A 16,500-nucleotide genomic window follows, 5' to 3' on the forward strand; every position below is an offset into this window, starting at 1 on the left:
CCCTCAAGATAGACCTCAGCCACGGCATGAAAGTCTTGCGGCTTCACATCGGGCGCATAAACGCTCGCGAACCTAGCGGGTATCGACGACGCGCGCGCTAGGGTCACAAGAACATGCGCAAAATCGCGGCATACGCCCTGACGTTGAACAAAGCTATCGAGCGCGGTAGTTTGTGCATGGCTCGATCCGGACACATAGCTAAAATTTGATTCGATCCAATTGCGCATCGCGGCAATCCGTGCGCCGCCAGCAAGATCACCAAACTCGGCGTCCACAAAGGCTTGGAACTGGTCTGACGGGCAATAGCGCGACGGCATCAAATGCTTGATCGTCTCTCCGGGCAAACGATGGAGGGGCACTTGGTGTAGTGCTGATATATCCAAAGCAGGACGGTCAATGGCAATTTCTGCGAGGTAAGTGCAGCTAAAATCCCCGTCAGCACGGATCCAAATCCGCTCTCCTATGCCATCATCGGCGCCAACTCGTGAAAAATGCGCAACGTCTGATGTCCAAATCTCGGCCGAACGTACCTGCTGATCCACAAGATCAGCGGCTTCGATCTGAAGCAAAAGGTCCATCGGCGCGGCGAGCCGATAATGAAGTTTGACGTCAAGTTTGAGGATCATATTTGAACTCCCTAAGGGTATTGTTCTAGTGAGCTAACGATCGCGTGGGGCTTTCTGATTGGCGCAAGCCAACAGCGCTGCTGCGCAGGTTAATCAAATGTTGCAAAGAGACGCTCCGACTATAGCAGAGTCTGAGACAGGCAGCGATGCCTGACAGGGTTAAATGACTATCATACCGCTTTTCATAGTCAAAAGGTGAGACATCATCCATTGCACTATGTAGTCTGGATATATTAAACCTGAGAAGCGTCAAAAGTCGATTAATTATCGATTTCGCTTTGCAAGACAAGAATAATTCTCCTTATTATAATGCTATAGCGTCGGTGCTAGCTGCGAGGCCAGCACGTCTGTATTTCTTAATAAGTTTACAGTAGAGGTCGAAAATAGAGGTTTAATTTCAATAGTTTTTTAACGCTGGTCACCGTCATATTTTTAAATGATTTAAATCTGATTGCGTAATCATGACTATGAGTCGATGTAAGCAAGAATTTTCCCCTACAGCCCATATCCTACAGACGAAAAAAAGCCCCAGTCGTTAAACTGGGGCTTTCTAAATTTGGTAGGCATAAGCAGATTCGAACTGCTGACCTCTACCATGTCAAGGTAGCGCTCTAACCAACTGAGCTATACGCCTATTTAGGATGAGCATTTTAGCAAGTTTTAGCGACTTTGCAAGCGTTTATTTAACTATTCAGGCATTATCACAATAAAAGAGCATACTAATATCAATCATAAACTGCTACGCCTATTGTACAATGTCCTATGTACCTTAGAATAAAGAGAGTTCAATGTCAGATTTAACGCAGCGAATAATGCCGCAGACAGCGCTAGAGACAACGTCAGCAGAGCTTATGCTAACTGATGATGAACTCATGCGTTACGCCCGTCAAGTGTTACTCAGTGGTTGGGATATCAGTGCTCAGCTACGTCTCAAGTCCAGTACGGCAATCATCATTGGCGCAGGCGGCTTGGGGTGTCCGGCATCTGAGACCTTAGCGCGGGCAGGGGTTGGTCATATTCATCTAATCGATGATGACGTGATTGAGATGAGCAACTTACAGCGGCAAACGTTATTTACCGCAAAAGACATCGGACATAATAAGGCCAAGACCGCTTGTCAGGCACTACAGCAGATTAACCCTTTGATTGAAGTCAGCTATAGTACCGAGCGTATACATGCGCAATCAACAGACAATTTGCTTGCCTTTATAGCGCAGAAAAAAACCCTCTTATCCTCTGCTAATATCGATAATCACTCAAATATTTTACTGCTTGATTGCACTGATAATTTTGCTATTCGTGAGCTGCTAAATGAGATTAGCGTAATACAGCGTTTGCCACTGCTCTCGGCCTCAGCGATTGCTATGACAGGACAGCTTGCTCTGTATGAGCCGTACAAAGAAACGGGATGCTATTACTGCGTGTTTGGTGAGACGTTATCGAATAATAGCACCGCGCAAAATTGTGCCAGCTCGGGTGTGCTCGCTAGTACCACAACGGTCATGGGCAATATGCAAGCCAATCTTGCGTTGCAATATCTAGGACTAGGCGTTAATCCCTTATCAGGTCAACTGCTCAATTGGGATTGCAGACACCTGAGTCAACACAACATAAAATTTAAAAAGGACAATCATTGTAGGGTATGCGCAGGTTAAATGAGACAAATTAATAATTAACAGACTATCAGACGTCCCAGGTTTTTAGGTTTAGCGCTTTTTCTTTTTGCTATAGGTTATTTATCTTGCACATCACGTTTACTTTTGTGAAAAAGTAGCCAAATGACTAGATTTCTACTGGCTATTTTTAAGTTTACGTTGAATACTGGTTAGTACAGCTGTTTTTGATTCAGCGTTTACGTTTTATCATATTTTAATGACACAAATGACATGAGGTCTCCTATGCGCAAGATTCCTATTTATGCCCATCCTGCAGCCGGTTGGCCTGCGCTGGTCGCATCGACTCGTAAACTTATGGATTACAAAGCATTTTTGCGCGGGAGCATGAGCGTACTGATGAGCAATCAGCCCAATGGCGGCTTTGATTGCCCGGGTTGCGCGTGGCCTGATCACAAGACGCACAAGACTTTAGATGTCTGTGAGACAGGGTTTAAAGTTATTGCTAGTGAGACCATGTCTACTAAAGCCGATGCGGCGTTTTTTGCCAAGCATACGGTAACCGCGCTGCAAAGCTGGACAGGTTATGAGCTTGAGCACAGCGGACGCTTGTCAGAACCAATGGCGTATGATGCGGCGCAAGATCGTTATGTGCCTATCTCTTGGGACGCCGCTTTTAAGCGGATTGCAAGTCAGCTTAATCAATTGGACTCTCCTGATGAGGCGCTGTTTTACACCTCAGGGCGCGTAACCAATGAGCCCGCTTTTCTTTATCAGTTGTTTGTGCGTCTATTTGGCACTAACAATATGCCCGATTGCTCCAATATGTGTCACGAGCCAACCTCAGTGATGCTTGGTCGTCAGCTGGGCGTAGGTAAGGCGACGGTAATGCTAGAGGATTTTGAGCGGGCGCGCCTGATCATTATGTTCGGTCAAAACCCTGCGACCAACCATCCGCGTATGCTTGAGATGCTCGCACACGCCCATAAGCAAGGCTGCAAGATACTCTCGGTCAATCCAATGCGTGAGCAGGGGCTAAGCGCCTTTAGAAATCCGCAAAAGCCGACGCACATGGCAGCAGGTCAGAGTGATGATTTGGTCGATGATGTGATCCAGATCCAGATCGGAGGGGATGCGGCGCTCTTGACAGGTATTGCAAAATGGCTACTTGAGAATGATAAGATAAATACTGATTTTATCGCTGAGCATACCTCAGGGTTTGAGGCACTACAGCAGTGGCTCACAGAGCAGTCATGGGCAGATATTGAGCGCGGTTCAGGTATTGATCAAGCGCAAATCATTGAGGTTGCACGCTTAGTTGCCGATAGTCCAGCGACTATCTGTACATGGGGCATGGGTATTACTCAGCACGTTCAAGGTGATGATAATGTAGCGATGATCACCAACTTGCTACTACTGATGGGTATGATAGGTATCGAAGGCGCTGGCGCGTCTCCAGTGCGTGGTCACTCCAATGTACAGGGCGATCGCACTATGGGTGTCCATGAGCGCCCAGATCAAAAACTACTCGATAGTCTTGAGCGCGTGTTTAAGCAGCCGATGCCTCGTGAAGATGGTTTTGATGTCGTTGCAGGTGCCAAAGCTTTGATTGCAGGTAAGCTTAAAGCCTTTGTGAGTATGGGTGGTAACTATGCGGTAGCCGCGCCCGATATGAGTGCAATCCAGCAGGCATTGACCACCACTGAGCTCAACGTCTTTGTCGCGACAAAGCTCAATGGCACTATGCTGCACCCTGGCGCTAACAATATTATCTTGCCTTGTATCAGCCGTACCGAAAAAATTATCACCAGTAAAGGCGAGCAGTTCGTTACAACAGAGGACTCGATGTGCCAGATTGCGCGCTCTAAGGGTAATCTCAAGCCGATCAGTGATACGCTTAAATCTGAGGTGCAGATTGTCGCTGACATGGCAACTCATGTACTGGGCGGTAAGTTCGACATTCCTTGGCAAAAGATGGGTGAGGACTTCGATATCATTCGTGATTACGTCGCCCAAGCTATCGACGGTTTTGAGAATTTCAACTACCGTGTACGCGCCGCTGATCGTGGTTTTCATCTGTATCATCCTGCGCGTCATCGTGTTTGGAATACCGACAGTAAAAAGGCGCAGTTTGAAGTGCCCAAGTATCCAATCACCTTTGTCGCAGAACAGATGCAATCGAAAACCTCTGCCCTTAATAAAGGTGCCAACAGCATTATCGATAGTCAAAACCGCAAGCAGCAGGTTTGGCAATTAACCAGCGTACGCAGTCATGATCAGTTTAATACCATGATATTTGGCTACAAAGATCGCTATCGTCAAACTGATCGCCGTGATGTGCTGTTTATGCATCCTGATGAGATAAGCCGACTAGGCTGGAGCAAAGGCGATAAAGTTCAGATTACTCGTGAGACCAGTAGCGGCGAGAAGCGCGTATTGGGACCACTGGTATTGACAGAGATGGACATCGCCGCCAATGCAGTCGCTACCTATTATCCTGAGTGCAATGATCTATTTGATCTAGACACTCAAGCACCAGACTCGCATATACCAGCGTATAAATCGGCAACGGTTGTCTTAGAAAAAATGGCTATGATACAGCAGACTAGTAAAGACAAAACTGCTGAAGATATGAGTTTAGCAGTACCCGCGTAATGAGATAAACAGTGATCAGGGCGCTATTTTATAATGTCGTTTATATGTGCATGAGTAGTTATGAGTATTGATATAGACCTTGAGACCGCGCGCGTATTGACATCAGTATCGCCTTTGTCACGTCATCATTTAACGCATAAACACTATTACTTAAAGGCTAAAGACACAAAGAGTAATTTTGACGAATCGCTCAGTGCAGGGTCGATAAGTGCAATAGATGAATTCGATATCGATAGTCGGCAGGCAAGCTTAGCTGTCGAAGCTGCTGTCTCTATTGTGATTAATGGTATTCACTACGCTGTATTGATGGCAAGTCCCCAACAGTTAGAGTATCTGGCTGTTGGGTTTTTGTTTAGTGAAGGGCTGATCGATCACAGTCGAGACTTACTCGATTGGGACGTTACGCAACTGACCGATAGCGCCAGTTTTACATCCTTTAGCGACAGTCATAGTGATAGTACACAGTCATTAGAGCATTTGTTAGATTATGATATTTACGTGGTAGAGCTGGTACTCAATCAGCGCTGTCATCAGCGTATTCAAGCACAAAAGCGCCAATTAGCAGGCCGAACGGGCTGCGGTATGTGCGGTATCACAGGACTTGCTCAAGCACTGCCTGATCTGAGTGCTTATCAGGGTTCAGTAACCTCTAATGCCAAGCCAAGCTCACGTCCAGAGTTAGATACTTTGCTGGCAATACGAGCGAAGATCGATATGGCCCAACATACTCATCAATTGACAGGCGCTGTGCATGCGGCGGCGACAGTTTATGAGGGTCAATTGTATCTTTTTGAAGATGTTGGACGTCATAATGCTCTTGATAAACTGATTGGCTGGCAACTTCGGCAAAAGGCCGACATCGATTGTGTGGTGATGACCTCGCGCTTATCTATTGAGCTGGTACAAAAATCTATCCGTATGCGCCTGCCTTGGTTAGTAGGTATGTCAGCGCCAACCAGTACAGCGGTGCGCGTTGCAGAGCGTTACGGATTGGGACTGGCGGGATTTTTGCGCCAGGACAGAGTAACTTACTACGCAGGCTATGATACGAGTAAATAATAACTAAAAAGGTCATAAAACGATGGCGCATGAGTTAACAGATTTATCTGAGGTTATGACTTGGCGTTATAGCGTTAAGGACTATGATACAAACAAAAAATTATCAGCGGCTGATTTTCAGAGCTTAAAAGACGTGTTACGTCTAAGCCCGTCGGCGACCAACATTCAACCTTGGCATTATGTCATCGCTGATGATAACGCGGGTAAAGAGCGCATTGCTAAAGCGACTGATGGTCATCATGAGGCTAACTCGCATAAGATAAGAGATGCCTCACACGTTATTGTCTTTTGCAGTTTGGCGCATGCAGACAATGAATATCTGCAAAAAGTGCTAGACAAAGAAGATGCCGATGACCGCTTTACTAAACCCAAACACAAAGATCAAATGGACGCTAAGCGCAAAAAGTCTATCAATAACCATCGCTACGCAACTAAAGATGAAGCACACTGGTTAGCGCAGCAAGTACACATTGCGATGGGGTCGCTACTACTTGCGGCAGCTATGCTCGGTATCGATGCAACACCGATGGAAGGAGTAGATTTTGCAGTGCTAGATGAAGAGCTGGATTTAAATACTAAAGGATTTAGCTCAATTGGCGTTGTCAGTCTAGGTTATCGAAGCGGGGATGGCTATAACGCGACTTTGCCCAAATCACGCCTTAGTGAAGCTGACATCATGAGCAAAGCTTAGTTGCTTTTGTAATAAACACGAGTAAAGACTCTTTAACCTCAAGCGCTTATGGCGCTTTTTTTGTGAGTAGTCATTTACCTAAATATTTTAGTTTGCTCAAAAGTATTACAAAGGTAAAACACAGTAAGCGTATTGATAGGTCATAATAAACTTACTAAATGTTTAGCTCACGTTTATGTCTTTACCCAAAAACAATAACCAACTGCCAGCGGGAAGCCAGCATGTCTAATTTGACGTTAACGATTAACAACCAAGAGCATCGATTCGATGACCTTGACCCTCGTACCACTCTTCTTGATTTATGTCGTCAGCACTTGCAAATAACGGGTCCCAAAAAGGGCTGCGATCACGGTCAATGCGGCGCTTGTACTATCCTCATCAATGGTGAGCGTATTAATGCTTGTTTGACTCTAGCCGTCATGCATGATGGTGATGAGATCACGACGATTGAAGGTATCGGTATGCCAGAGTCGCTGTCTGAGTTGCAACAAGCCTTTAAAGATCATGATGCGTTTCAGTGCGGCTATTGTACGCCTGGGCAGATCTGTTCTGCGACAGCGCTTATAGATGAGGTCAAACAAAACTGGCCAAGCTATGTCAGTGAAGATTTGCAAAACCCTGATGGGCAGCTTATACAAGAAATCGCTGAGCGCATGAGCGGTAATATTTGTCGCTGCTCTGCTTATCCCAATATCGTAAGCGCCATCTCACAGGTATTGCAAAACCAAGCTGGTGACTCATCGAAGAATGACACAAGCAAAAAGGCAGTCACTGGCATCTGGTCACCGCCGCCAAGTCAGACCCAGCTAGGTAAGCCAAATAATACAACGCCAAGTCGTACATCAGGAGACCGCTCATGAAACGCTTTGAATATATTCGCGCCCTTGAGCCGCAGCAAGCGGTTATGTTTGCTACTCCCAAAGACGCTTCCTTTATCGCAGGCGGCACCAATCTACTTGATTTAATGAAGCTTGAAGTTGAAACTCCAACTAAACTGGTTGATGTTACGCGTTTAGAGCTTACGCAAGTAGAAGACACAGAAGATGGTGGTTTACGTATCGGTACCCTCGTTAGTAATAGTGACTTGGCTGCGCATCCTAAAGTGATTGCTCATTATCCTGTGTTATCTCGCGCTATATTGGCAGGGGCGACCGGTCAGCTACGCAACAAAGCGACCACAGGCGGTAATTTTTTACAGCGGACGCGCTGCTATTATTTTTATCAGACTGACAGCGCCTGCAATAAGCGCAATCCAGGATCAGGTTGCCCTGCTATCAATGGCGAGAACCGCACTCTAGCGATTTTGGGCACGAGCGACTCTTGTATCGCGCAGCATCCTTCCGATATGGCAGTAGCCATGCGCTTATTAGATGCCACTATCGAGACGGTCAAAGCAGATGGCTCAACTCGCAACATTGATGTCAAAGACTTTTACTGTCTGCCAAAAGATACGCCGCATATCGAAAACGTTTTGGAGTCAGGCGAGCTGATTACTCATGTCGTTCTGCCAGCACCTATTAAAGGTATGCACACTTATGACAAAGTGCGAGATCGCGCTTCTTATGCTTTTGCACTCGTCTCTTGCGCTGCAGTCGTAGATACTGATGACGATGGAAACTTGGCGACCGTACGCTTAGCCTTTGGTGGCATCGGTACTCAGCCATGGCGCAATGAGGACGTTGAAGCCTTGTTAACTAGCACTGATGGCAATGATGACATTATCGCGCAGGCTGCGGACTTATTACTAAAAAATGCCAAAGGTAGTGGTCAAAACGACTTTAAGATACCACTTACACGTCGTCTACTCAAACAAGTCATTGGCCGTGCATTAGCAGGCGAGGGAGCATAATCATGTCATTATTAGATACCGTATTACCGTCAGAACCGACCAATAAAGAGACGATGAACGAGTCTGTTGATACCCTATTCGACAACACGGCTAGCAATGTGGTAGGCAAGCCGATCAATAGAGTTGAAGGCTCACTAAAGGTGAGTGGTCAAGCCGCTTACAGTGCAGAGATTTCAGTAGATAACCAGGTATATGGCGTCTTGGTAGGTGCCACTATTGCCAAGGGCGAAGTCGAGAACATCGATAGTGAGTCGATTGCTGATATTCCGGGTATTATTAAAGTGGTTACCGACCCCAAGCAGTTTTTGCGCAATGCCCAGCAAGGCGGTATGACCAAAGCGCCGACGCAAGGCGTCAGTGAAGTTTTTTATCACGGTCAGCCTATCGCAGTAGTCGTTGCCGAAACGTTTGAGGCGGCAAGAGAAGGGGCCAAAACGCTCAAAGTAACTTATAAAGATGAGACAGACAAGGCCGCTGTAGATTTTGAGCAAGAGCTGCCCAACGCTCATGATGTCGATGAAAAGAAGGGCTCAGACAAAAACGCTGAGCAAGGCGACCCTGAGCAAGGGCTTAGTGATTCTAAGGTCACCCTCGATTGCCTTTATCATACGCCAAGTCAAAACAGCGCCGCTATGGAGCCGCATGCGACGCTTGCGTTTTGGGAAGATGATAAGCTAACGCTGTATTCTTCAAACCAAATGATTGCTTCTTGTAAACAGCAGATTATGGATGCACTAGACTTAGATAAAGATCAGGTACATCTTATCTCCTATTATGTCGGTGGCGGCTTTGGGAGTAAGCTTGGCATTGCGCCTGAGTCTATTGCTGCTGCTATTGCTGCAAAAGAAGTTGGGCGTCCCGTACAGGTTGTAATGACGCGTCCACAAGTGATGGAGGCGACTGTTAGACGCTCAAACACGCGTCAGCGCATCGCTATTGGCTGTGATAATGAAGGCATTATTAATACCTTTATTCATGATACTACTACTAGCAATTTGCCAGGAGAGGCATTTTTTGAGCCGACGGCATTATCTACCCATTATCTATATCGTGGCGAAAACCGCCGCGTCCACTACCAGATGGTAGATATGAATCAAGTGCTATCAGGCTCTATGCGTGCTCCAGGCGAAGCCGTGGGTATGATCGCGGTTGAGTGTGCTATGGATGAGCTGGCCTCACAGCTAAAGATTGATCCAATCGAGCTGCGCTGCCGCAATGAGCCCGAAGAAGATCCTAGTGAAGAGATTCCATTCTCAACTCGTCAGCTAGTCGCTTGTATGGAAAAAGGTGCAGAGCAATTTGGGTGGGATAAGCACAACCCTCAACCTGCCAGTCAACTACAAGGCGATTGGTGGATAGGGATGGGCATGTCGGCAACCTCTCGTGGTAATATGCTGCAACCTTCTCAAGCACGAGCAATCTTGCAAGTAGATGATACTAAAGAGCTTGGCGTTCGAGCCATCATCGAGACGGACATGACCGACATCGGTACGGGTTCCTATACGGTGTTTTCTCAAATTGCAGCTGAGCTGTTAGGACTGCCGATTGATCACGTTGAGATGAAGCTCGGCGATAGTGATTTGCCAGCCGCCTCTGGTTCTGGCGGTAGCTTTGGTGCTGCGAGTGCAGGTAGTGGTGTCTATTTAGCTTGCGAGCAGCTACGCGAAATGCTTGCAAAAAAAGTAGGACTTCATGCCGATACTATTCGCCTAGATAACGGTCAGATCAAAAAAGCAGGTGAGCATCAGCCTAGCAAGGCAGAAGCCGCTATTGGAGCAAGTAGAGAAAAAGTAGCAGACTTTGTCGATGAAAACTTGGTGGAAAAAGGAGTAGTCGATAAAAGCGTGGTAGATAAAGTATCAGGCTTGGTAAATAAAGCTGCAGACTTGGCAGATAAAGTGTCGGCAAAGACAGGTATGCCGCTTCCTGAATTAAAACCTGCAAATGAGCAATACGACTTTAGCAAAGCGCAATCGTACGCCTTAGCTGATATCATCGCTGAATATGAGGAGCGAGAAATCAGTGCTAAAGGTCAGATCAAACCAGGCAAAAACGGTAAAAACTACCGTCAAGCCTCTTTCGGTGCCAATTTCGCTGAAGTTGCCGTGCATAGATTTACCGGTGAGATTCGAGTTAAGCGCATGACTGGAGTATATGCTGCTGGACGTATTCTTAATCACAAAACGGCGACCTCGCAGTGCTATGGCGGTATGATATTTGGTATTGGTTCTGCTTTAATGGAAGAAGTTATCCATGATAAACGCGACGGCCGACTGTGCAATCATGACTTGGCGGAGTACCATGTTCCTGTCAATCTAGATGTACCGCAACTGGATGTTATTCTTTTAGAAGAGGACGACCCATACACCAACCCTATGCATATTAAGGGTATTGGTGAGACGGCAATCTCTGGATCAGCGGCAGCGGTTGCAAATGCGATTTATAATGCTGTTGGCGTGCGTGTATATGACTTTCCGATTACTCTAGATAAGCTTTTAGCAGATATGCCTGAGTAACCTCAAGTCCGAACTCGTCTTTGACCATCCTTTAAAACCTGCTCATTATTATCTTTAATATTAAGCAGGTTTTATTTGTTTTTTAAAAGAATGAATTAAACTATGAACCAAATCGCTGATATCCTCAAATTAGCAAGTGTTGCTCAAAGTCAAAATGTTGATGCTGTACTGGCAACGGTCGTACGCACCGAAGGCTCAGCGTATCGCCGTGCGGGCGCGATGATGCTTATTTGCGAGGATGGACGCTCTATTGGCATGATTAGTGGTGGCTGCCTTGAGCCGCATATTATCAAACGCGCCTTTTGGCTTACTCGCAATGGCGCAAGCGTACAAGTCTATCAAACGGGCGATGATATTGAATATACGCAAAGCGGTGAAGCCCACGCTCGTATTAATAAAACTGTAGCTAGTGAAACGATAGCGCCAGATGATTCTGTAGAAGCAGATTTAGATGACGACTATGATCTTGATTTAGATGAGCTAAATTTTGGCTTAGGGTGCAACGGACGGGTGCATGTGCTGTTTGAGCGCTTAAGGACAGCGACGGCGCTATTAGACATCATCAGGCAAGTTCGACATACCCAGCAGCCCGTTACGATAGCGACGTTGATTCGTACTGATAATGCTTCTGAGAGTCAGATGCAAATCGGTATGCGCCTTCATTTGGATGACGATACTCAGCCAAAGATAGCATCAGATCTTTTTATAAATGCTCACGATAGCTTTGAGCAAACTGATTTAAGCCTAATTAATAGTACTGCCAAAAAATTAGCTCAGCACAAACTAGGTAATAACCATACTAAATACCTGATTATAAAAAGTGAAGATAATAAACAGCCAACCACAGAGTGGCTCATGCAACGATTAGAGCCGCAAGTCCGTCTATTGATATGCGGCGCAGGCAATGATGTGATGCCACTGGTCACCATGGCAAAGTTGCAAGACTGGCATGTCACCGTCGTAGATAGTCGCGCGCAATATGCTACGCGGATACGTTTCCCGCAGGCAGATGAAGTGCTGCCGCTAGCGTTAGACGATACTGATACCTTGCTCAAACTCAGCGAAAACGCTGCCGTCGCTCTAATGTCGCATAGCCTTAGTCAAGACCGTGCTCGCCTTGCTGCATTATTGACAGGTGTCAACCATAAATATCTGGGACAATTGGGCCCGCGCTATCGTACCGAGCGTCTAATTGATGAGATTAAAGCTACTAAATCTGATGCTAGTGTTTTAAATGAGGGTATCGATAAGCTGCATTATCCTATTGGCTATAAGCTGGGTGGCGATGGGCCCGAAGCTTTAGCACTGGGTATCATGGCGCAGATTAACGCAGTTATGCATAATCAAGCACCGCCAGCTCAACATATAGATTTAGCAAATAACGATATAGCTATGATGAGCCACGCATGATGATGCAAAACCATGCCGTTATTATTTTGGCAAGTGGTCTCAGTCAGCGTTTAGGTCAAACAAAACAGCTACTTAAAAAAGAGGGCGAACCCTTAATCTGCTATATGACTCAGCTGGCCTTAGCGACTCAGCCGCAAGTTATTGTGATGGTTACCCCTCAAGGCAATCTGTCAATAGATACTGCTATTAAAGGTATGATCGATCAGCAGGATAATGTGCATAGGATTACAAACCCAACACCTGATATAGGTATGGCGCATAGTTTGTACTTAGGTGTTGAGGCGTTAAATCATTTAGACAGCAATGATAGTTTATCAATCAATAGAGTATTGATTATGGGTATTGATCAAATCTTACTCGATAAAGAGCATTTGCAAGCCTTGCTGGTAGCATCGCAAAGAGTAGTTGCTAGCAGATACAGCAGTTTAAATAACTGGAGCGATGAGCAAACTTCAGATAGAACAGTGGCTCATAATACCGTCAAAAAAGATATCGTTGGACTGCCGTTAGTCATTGATTATGAGCTACTAAATCAATGGCAGGCACTACTAACAGGGGATAAAGGCCTACGTCACTTAATCAGAGGTCTACCAGCTGACCAAATTAGCAGCGTTATTAATCCTCAACTTAGCTATGATATTGACACCCCTTACCAACTCGCTCATGCTAGAGCGCAAAGATGGCTTGATATAGTCGAATCCAAATAAATTAGATAGGTAGCTACCAAGTTGCTTGATAAAAATTTGTTTTTCGCAGCCTTTGTCGGCGTAGGCACAGCACGCAAGAAAAGCAAATTTTCATCTCGCTGTATCGTTTTTATATTGAATTAACTATAGTTAGTACAAAGTAATTTTTATAGCGCAGTTTTTAATGTTTAATACAATAAGTTCAATACTATAAGTTTAGTACTATAAATAGAAAAGAGTATTTTTATGATTACCATGGAAGCCTTGCAATCAGCGATAAAACAGCGCGTAGAGGATTATAATAATAACGATTTTTCTCTAAAGCAGAGAGCTATTAAAACGTGCGCTTTGCAAGACAGCCGCAATCAGATACTAGCGCAAGATATTGCCTCAAACTTTGATGTACCCAGACAAAATGTATCGGCGATGGATGGTTATGCTATCGCTCAAGGCAGCACACTATCGGCAGATAGTTCTATCGAGATCATCGGTGAGTCACAAGCGGGCAGCGCTTTTACTGGCGAATTAGCAGCAGGGCAAGGTGTGCGTATTTTTACAGGGGCGGTGGTGCCTGATAGCTGTGATACTGTCATCATGCAAGAGAACACCAACTTTGCAGAAATAAAAGACACGCTTGATAAATCAAAGCCTTACGCCATTACGCTCACGCAAACGGCTCACATCGATAGCAATATTCGCAAGCAAGGCGAAGAAATAGAGCAAGGTGAAGCGGTCTTAAAAGTCGGTAAGCGCCTTAACCCTACGGATATCAGCCTACTTGCCAATTTAGGTGTGAGCCAAGTTAATGTCTTTGAGCCGCTTATCGTAGGGGTGCTCGCGACAGGGGACGAGCTCGTTGCTGTTGGTGATGAGCTGACAAGTCTTGCGCAAATATATAACTCCAACACCCCAACACTAAAGACTTTGCTGGCGGATTTGCCGATTAGCGTCCGCGATTATGGCATTATCCCTGATAATTTGGATAAGACCACAGCTGCTATCAATGAGGCTATGCAAGACTGTGATGTGCTAATCTCTACCGCTGGCGTGTCAGTGGGCGATTATGATTTTTTGACCACAGTGATTGAGCAATTGGGTCAGATTAACCACTATAAAGTGGCGATGAAGCCTGGTAAGCCCTTTGTGTTTGGTGAATTAAACAAAGATTTAGATAAGCCTGTATTGTACTTTGGCTTGCCAGGTAACCCATTATCTACAGTCGTAGGCGCGCTACAATTTGTGATTCCAGCGTTGTGGCAACTATCAGGCGCTAGCGTATCTGAGCAACTGATGCAAATAAATGTCAAAGCCACACTGATAAATGACATCAAAAAATCCGTCGGTCGCAAGGACTTCCAGCGCGGTGTATTGTCGCAAAGCGCGGCAGGCGAGTATGAAGTTGAGTGTTTCTCAAAACAGCAATCACATAGAATCAAACAGCTTAGTCTTGCCAACTGTTTTGTCGTGTTGGACAAAGACAGCGGCGATGTCGCAGCAAATAGTGAGGTGATGGTGCAGCCTTTTCCTTGGCTACAAAATTAATTATTCATCGAATAGTTGATTATGTGTTTGCCAATTCACTTAAAGATCACTACAAGAAAAGTTGCGGGTAAACGGTACAATAGGGTGATAGACGATAAGCGCAAGTAGCGTTTACAACTAGCAATACCGATGGTAGTAAATTATGAATGACGATACTCTTAACCTAAGCAGTGCTCAACTGTATTCGCCAGCCACGTCCGCTATAGCTGATAGCTTTGAGGCGTCGTCTTTCGCTGCGCCTGCCAGTTCTGCAGAGCATTTAGACACTAAGCCTTTAACGGACGGCTTTGCCCGTCGTTTGACTTACTTGCGGCTATCTATTACCGACTTTTGCAATTTTCGCTGTGAGTATTGCCTGCCCAATGGCTACCAAGGCAAGCGCCCTGATGACGAGCTTAGTATTCCTGAGATTGCTACGCTTATTCACGGTTTTGCTCAAGTTGGCACCAAAAAGGTCAGAATCACAGGCGGTGAACCCTCCATTCGCCGTGACGTGGTCGAGATTATCCAAACCATTAAACAGACACCGGGCATAGAAACCGTTGCCATGACCAGTAACGGTTATAAGCTGGGTAAACATCTACCTAGTTGGCAAGCGGCTGGTCTTGATCAGCTTAATATCAGCATGGACAGCTTTGACGCCGCTACCTTTCATAAGATGACAGGCTTTAATACTTTGCCGCAGCTGCTCGCTGATATGGATACCTTGCTTACGACCACAGATATCAAACTTAAGATTAACGGTGTGTTAATGGCAGAAACCGCCTTTGAAAATCTGATAACCGCTATCGACTATGTCAAAGATAGACCCGTTACTTATCGCTTCATAGAATTTATGCAAACCAGTGATAACAGTGATCTGTTTTTTGCCCAGCATGCCCATTCCGATACCATCATCGATTACCTATTAGAGCACGGCTGGCAACCTCACGAGCGCGGTAGTAGCGATGGTCCAGCGGTTGAGTATAGTCATCCAGATTATCTAGGTCGCATCGGTATGATTGCCCCTTATGCGGCGCACTTTTGTGATACTTGCAATCGTTTGCGAGTCAGCAGCAAAGGCAAAGTGCATCTGTGCTTGTTTGACCAAGGCAACTACGATATTCGCCAACACTTACAAAGCAACGATGTACGAGGGTTGGTCGATACGTTACATAGCTTTATGCCGATCAAACCTGAGCATCATCATTTGCATGAGTCCAATAGCGGCATCATGCATAATCTATCGATTATCGGTGGTTAGGTTAGGGCGTGTTTGAGCATTCACAAGAAGGCACTGCTGATAGCTAAAATATTTCTAGTCTAAGTGAAAATTGCAGGTAATGCAGACGCCTTGGCTAGATTTTTACAACGACTAGGGCGATTTTAGCATCAGCCTTGCAGGACAGGACTATTTTTTGCCACTTTATTGATAAAAATAGACCCTTAGAGTAACTAAGCTTGCTATTTTTATCTGCAAATTGCCTAAAAAGTAGTCTCTGTCAGTGCCACGGTCGAATGCTCAAACACGCCCTAGTCGCCACTTTTTGAATAATTAAAGTCTGTATTTTATTAGGAACTTTTATGAGTAAGCCTGCTGCTAATTTTATACCCCTTAACCTTGCTATTTTGACCGTTTCTGACAGTCGTACGCTGGCAGAAGATACCTCGGGTCAGTATTTAGTAGATAGCTTAACCGAGGCAGGTCATCATTTGGCTGATCGTAAGCTTATCACCGATGATATCTATCAGATTCGAGCGGTCGTTAGTGGCTGGATTGCCGATCCAAACGTGCATGCGGTGATTACCACGGGCGGTACTGGGTTTTTTATCAGAGATAGCATGCCAGAGGCGGTAAGCGTGTTGTTTGATAA

13 protein-coding genes and 1 tRNA gene are annotated in these 16,500 nt (G+C 45.6%); 12 read left to right on the forward strand and 2 right to left on the reverse strand.

Going from position 1 to position 16,500, the window contains the following annotated elements:
• Window positions 1-626 (reverse strand): transglutaminase-like domain-containing protein (locus ACTXGO_RS03565; RefSeq protein ID WP_443573379.1); only part of this gene is annotated, 626 nt, incomplete at its 3' end.
• A gap of 557 nt (window positions 627-1,183) precedes the next feature.
• Window positions 1,184-1,260: transfer RNA gene (locus ACTXGO_RS03570), tRNA-Val, on the reverse strand.
• 178 nt (window positions 1,261-1,438) lie between these two features.
• On the opposite strand from ACTXGO_RS03570, the gene ACTXGO_RS03575 reads away from it, so the two are divergent.
• From ACTXGO_RS03575 to ACTXGO_RS03630, 12 genes are all read left to right on the forward strand, one after another.
• Window positions 1,439-2,281, forward strand: coding sequence for a HesA/MoeB/ThiF family protein (locus tag ACTXGO_RS03575; protein WP_443542155.1), 843 nt, complete (start codon window positions 1,439-1,441; stop codon window positions 2,279-2,281).
• 243 nt (window positions 2,282-2,524) lie between these two features.
• Window positions 2,525-4,894, forward strand: a complete 2,370-nt coding sequence (locus ACTXGO_RS03580) for an FdhF/YdeP family oxidoreductase (protein ID WP_443573381.1) — start codon at window positions 2,525-2,527, stop codon at window positions 4,892-4,894.
• 60 nt (window positions 4,895-4,954) lie between these two features.
• On the forward strand, window positions 4,955-5,953 hold the full coding sequence (fdhD, locus tag ACTXGO_RS03585) for a formate dehydrogenase accessory sulfurtransferase FdhD (protein WP_443542116.1): 999 nt from the start codon (window positions 4,955-4,957) through the stop codon (window positions 5,951-5,953).
• A gap of 22 nt (window positions 5,954-5,975) precedes the next feature.
• The gene (nfsB, locus tag ACTXGO_RS03590; RefSeq protein ID WP_435949432.1) at window positions 5,976-6,644 is read left to right on the forward strand and encodes an oxygen-insensitive NAD(P)H nitroreductase; all 669 of its coding nucleotides are present in this window, start codon (window positions 5,976-5,978) and stop codon (window positions 6,642-6,644) included.
• Between the two features lie 221 nt (window positions 6,645-6,865).
• The gene (locus ACTXGO_RS03595; RefSeq protein ID WP_317198729.1) at window positions 6,866-7,504 is read left to right on the forward strand and encodes a 2Fe-2S iron-sulfur cluster-binding protein; all 639 of its coding nucleotides are present in this window, start codon (window positions 6,866-6,868) and stop codon (window positions 7,502-7,504) included.
• Window positions 7,501-8,493, forward strand: a complete 993-nt coding sequence (locus ACTXGO_RS03600; RefSeq protein WP_443542113.1) for an FAD binding domain-containing protein — start codon at window positions 7,501-7,503, stop codon at window positions 8,491-8,493. Before ACTXGO_RS03595 ends, ACTXGO_RS03600 begins: the two co-directional genes overlap by 4 nt.
• A 2-nt stretch (window positions 8,494-8,495) precedes the next feature.
• The gene (locus ACTXGO_RS03605) at window positions 8,496-11,009 is read left to right on the forward strand and encodes a molybdopterin cofactor-binding domain-containing protein (protein WP_443573383.1); all 2,514 of its coding nucleotides are present in this window, start codon (window positions 8,496-8,498) and stop codon (window positions 11,007-11,009) included.
• A 102-nt stretch (window positions 11,010-11,111) separates the two neighbouring features.
• The gene (locus ACTXGO_RS03610) at window positions 11,112-12,419 is read left to right on the forward strand and encodes an XdhC family protein (protein WP_443542109.1); all 1,308 of its coding nucleotides are present in this window, start codon (window positions 11,112-11,114) and stop codon (window positions 12,417-12,419) included.
• Window positions 12,416-13,126, forward strand: a complete 711-nt coding sequence (locus ACTXGO_RS03615; RefSeq protein WP_443573385.1) for a nucleotidyltransferase family protein — start codon at window positions 12,416-12,418, stop codon at window positions 13,124-13,126. Before ACTXGO_RS03610 ends, ACTXGO_RS03615 begins: the two co-directional genes overlap by 4 nt.
• 225 nt (window positions 13,127-13,351) lie before the next feature.
• Window positions 13,352-14,647: a molybdopterin molybdotransferase MoeA gene (locus ACTXGO_RS03620; RefSeq protein WP_443542105.1), complete on the forward strand. Its 1,296-nt coding sequence runs from the start codon at window positions 13,352-13,354 to the stop codon at window positions 14,645-14,647.
• 142 nt (window positions 14,648-14,789) lie between these two features.
• On the forward strand, window positions 14,790-15,890 hold the full coding sequence (moaA, locus tag ACTXGO_RS03625) for a GTP 3',8-cyclase MoaA (protein WP_443542103.1): 1,101 nt from the start codon (window positions 14,790-14,792) through the stop codon (window positions 15,888-15,890).
• Between the two features lie 320 nt (window positions 15,891-16,210).
• On the forward strand, window positions 16,211-16,500 hold a 290-nt coding region (locus tag ACTXGO_RS03630), incomplete at its 3' end, for a molybdopterin-binding protein (RefSeq protein WP_443573387.1).

The organism is Psychrobacter sp. T6-1, assembly GCF_052258445.1.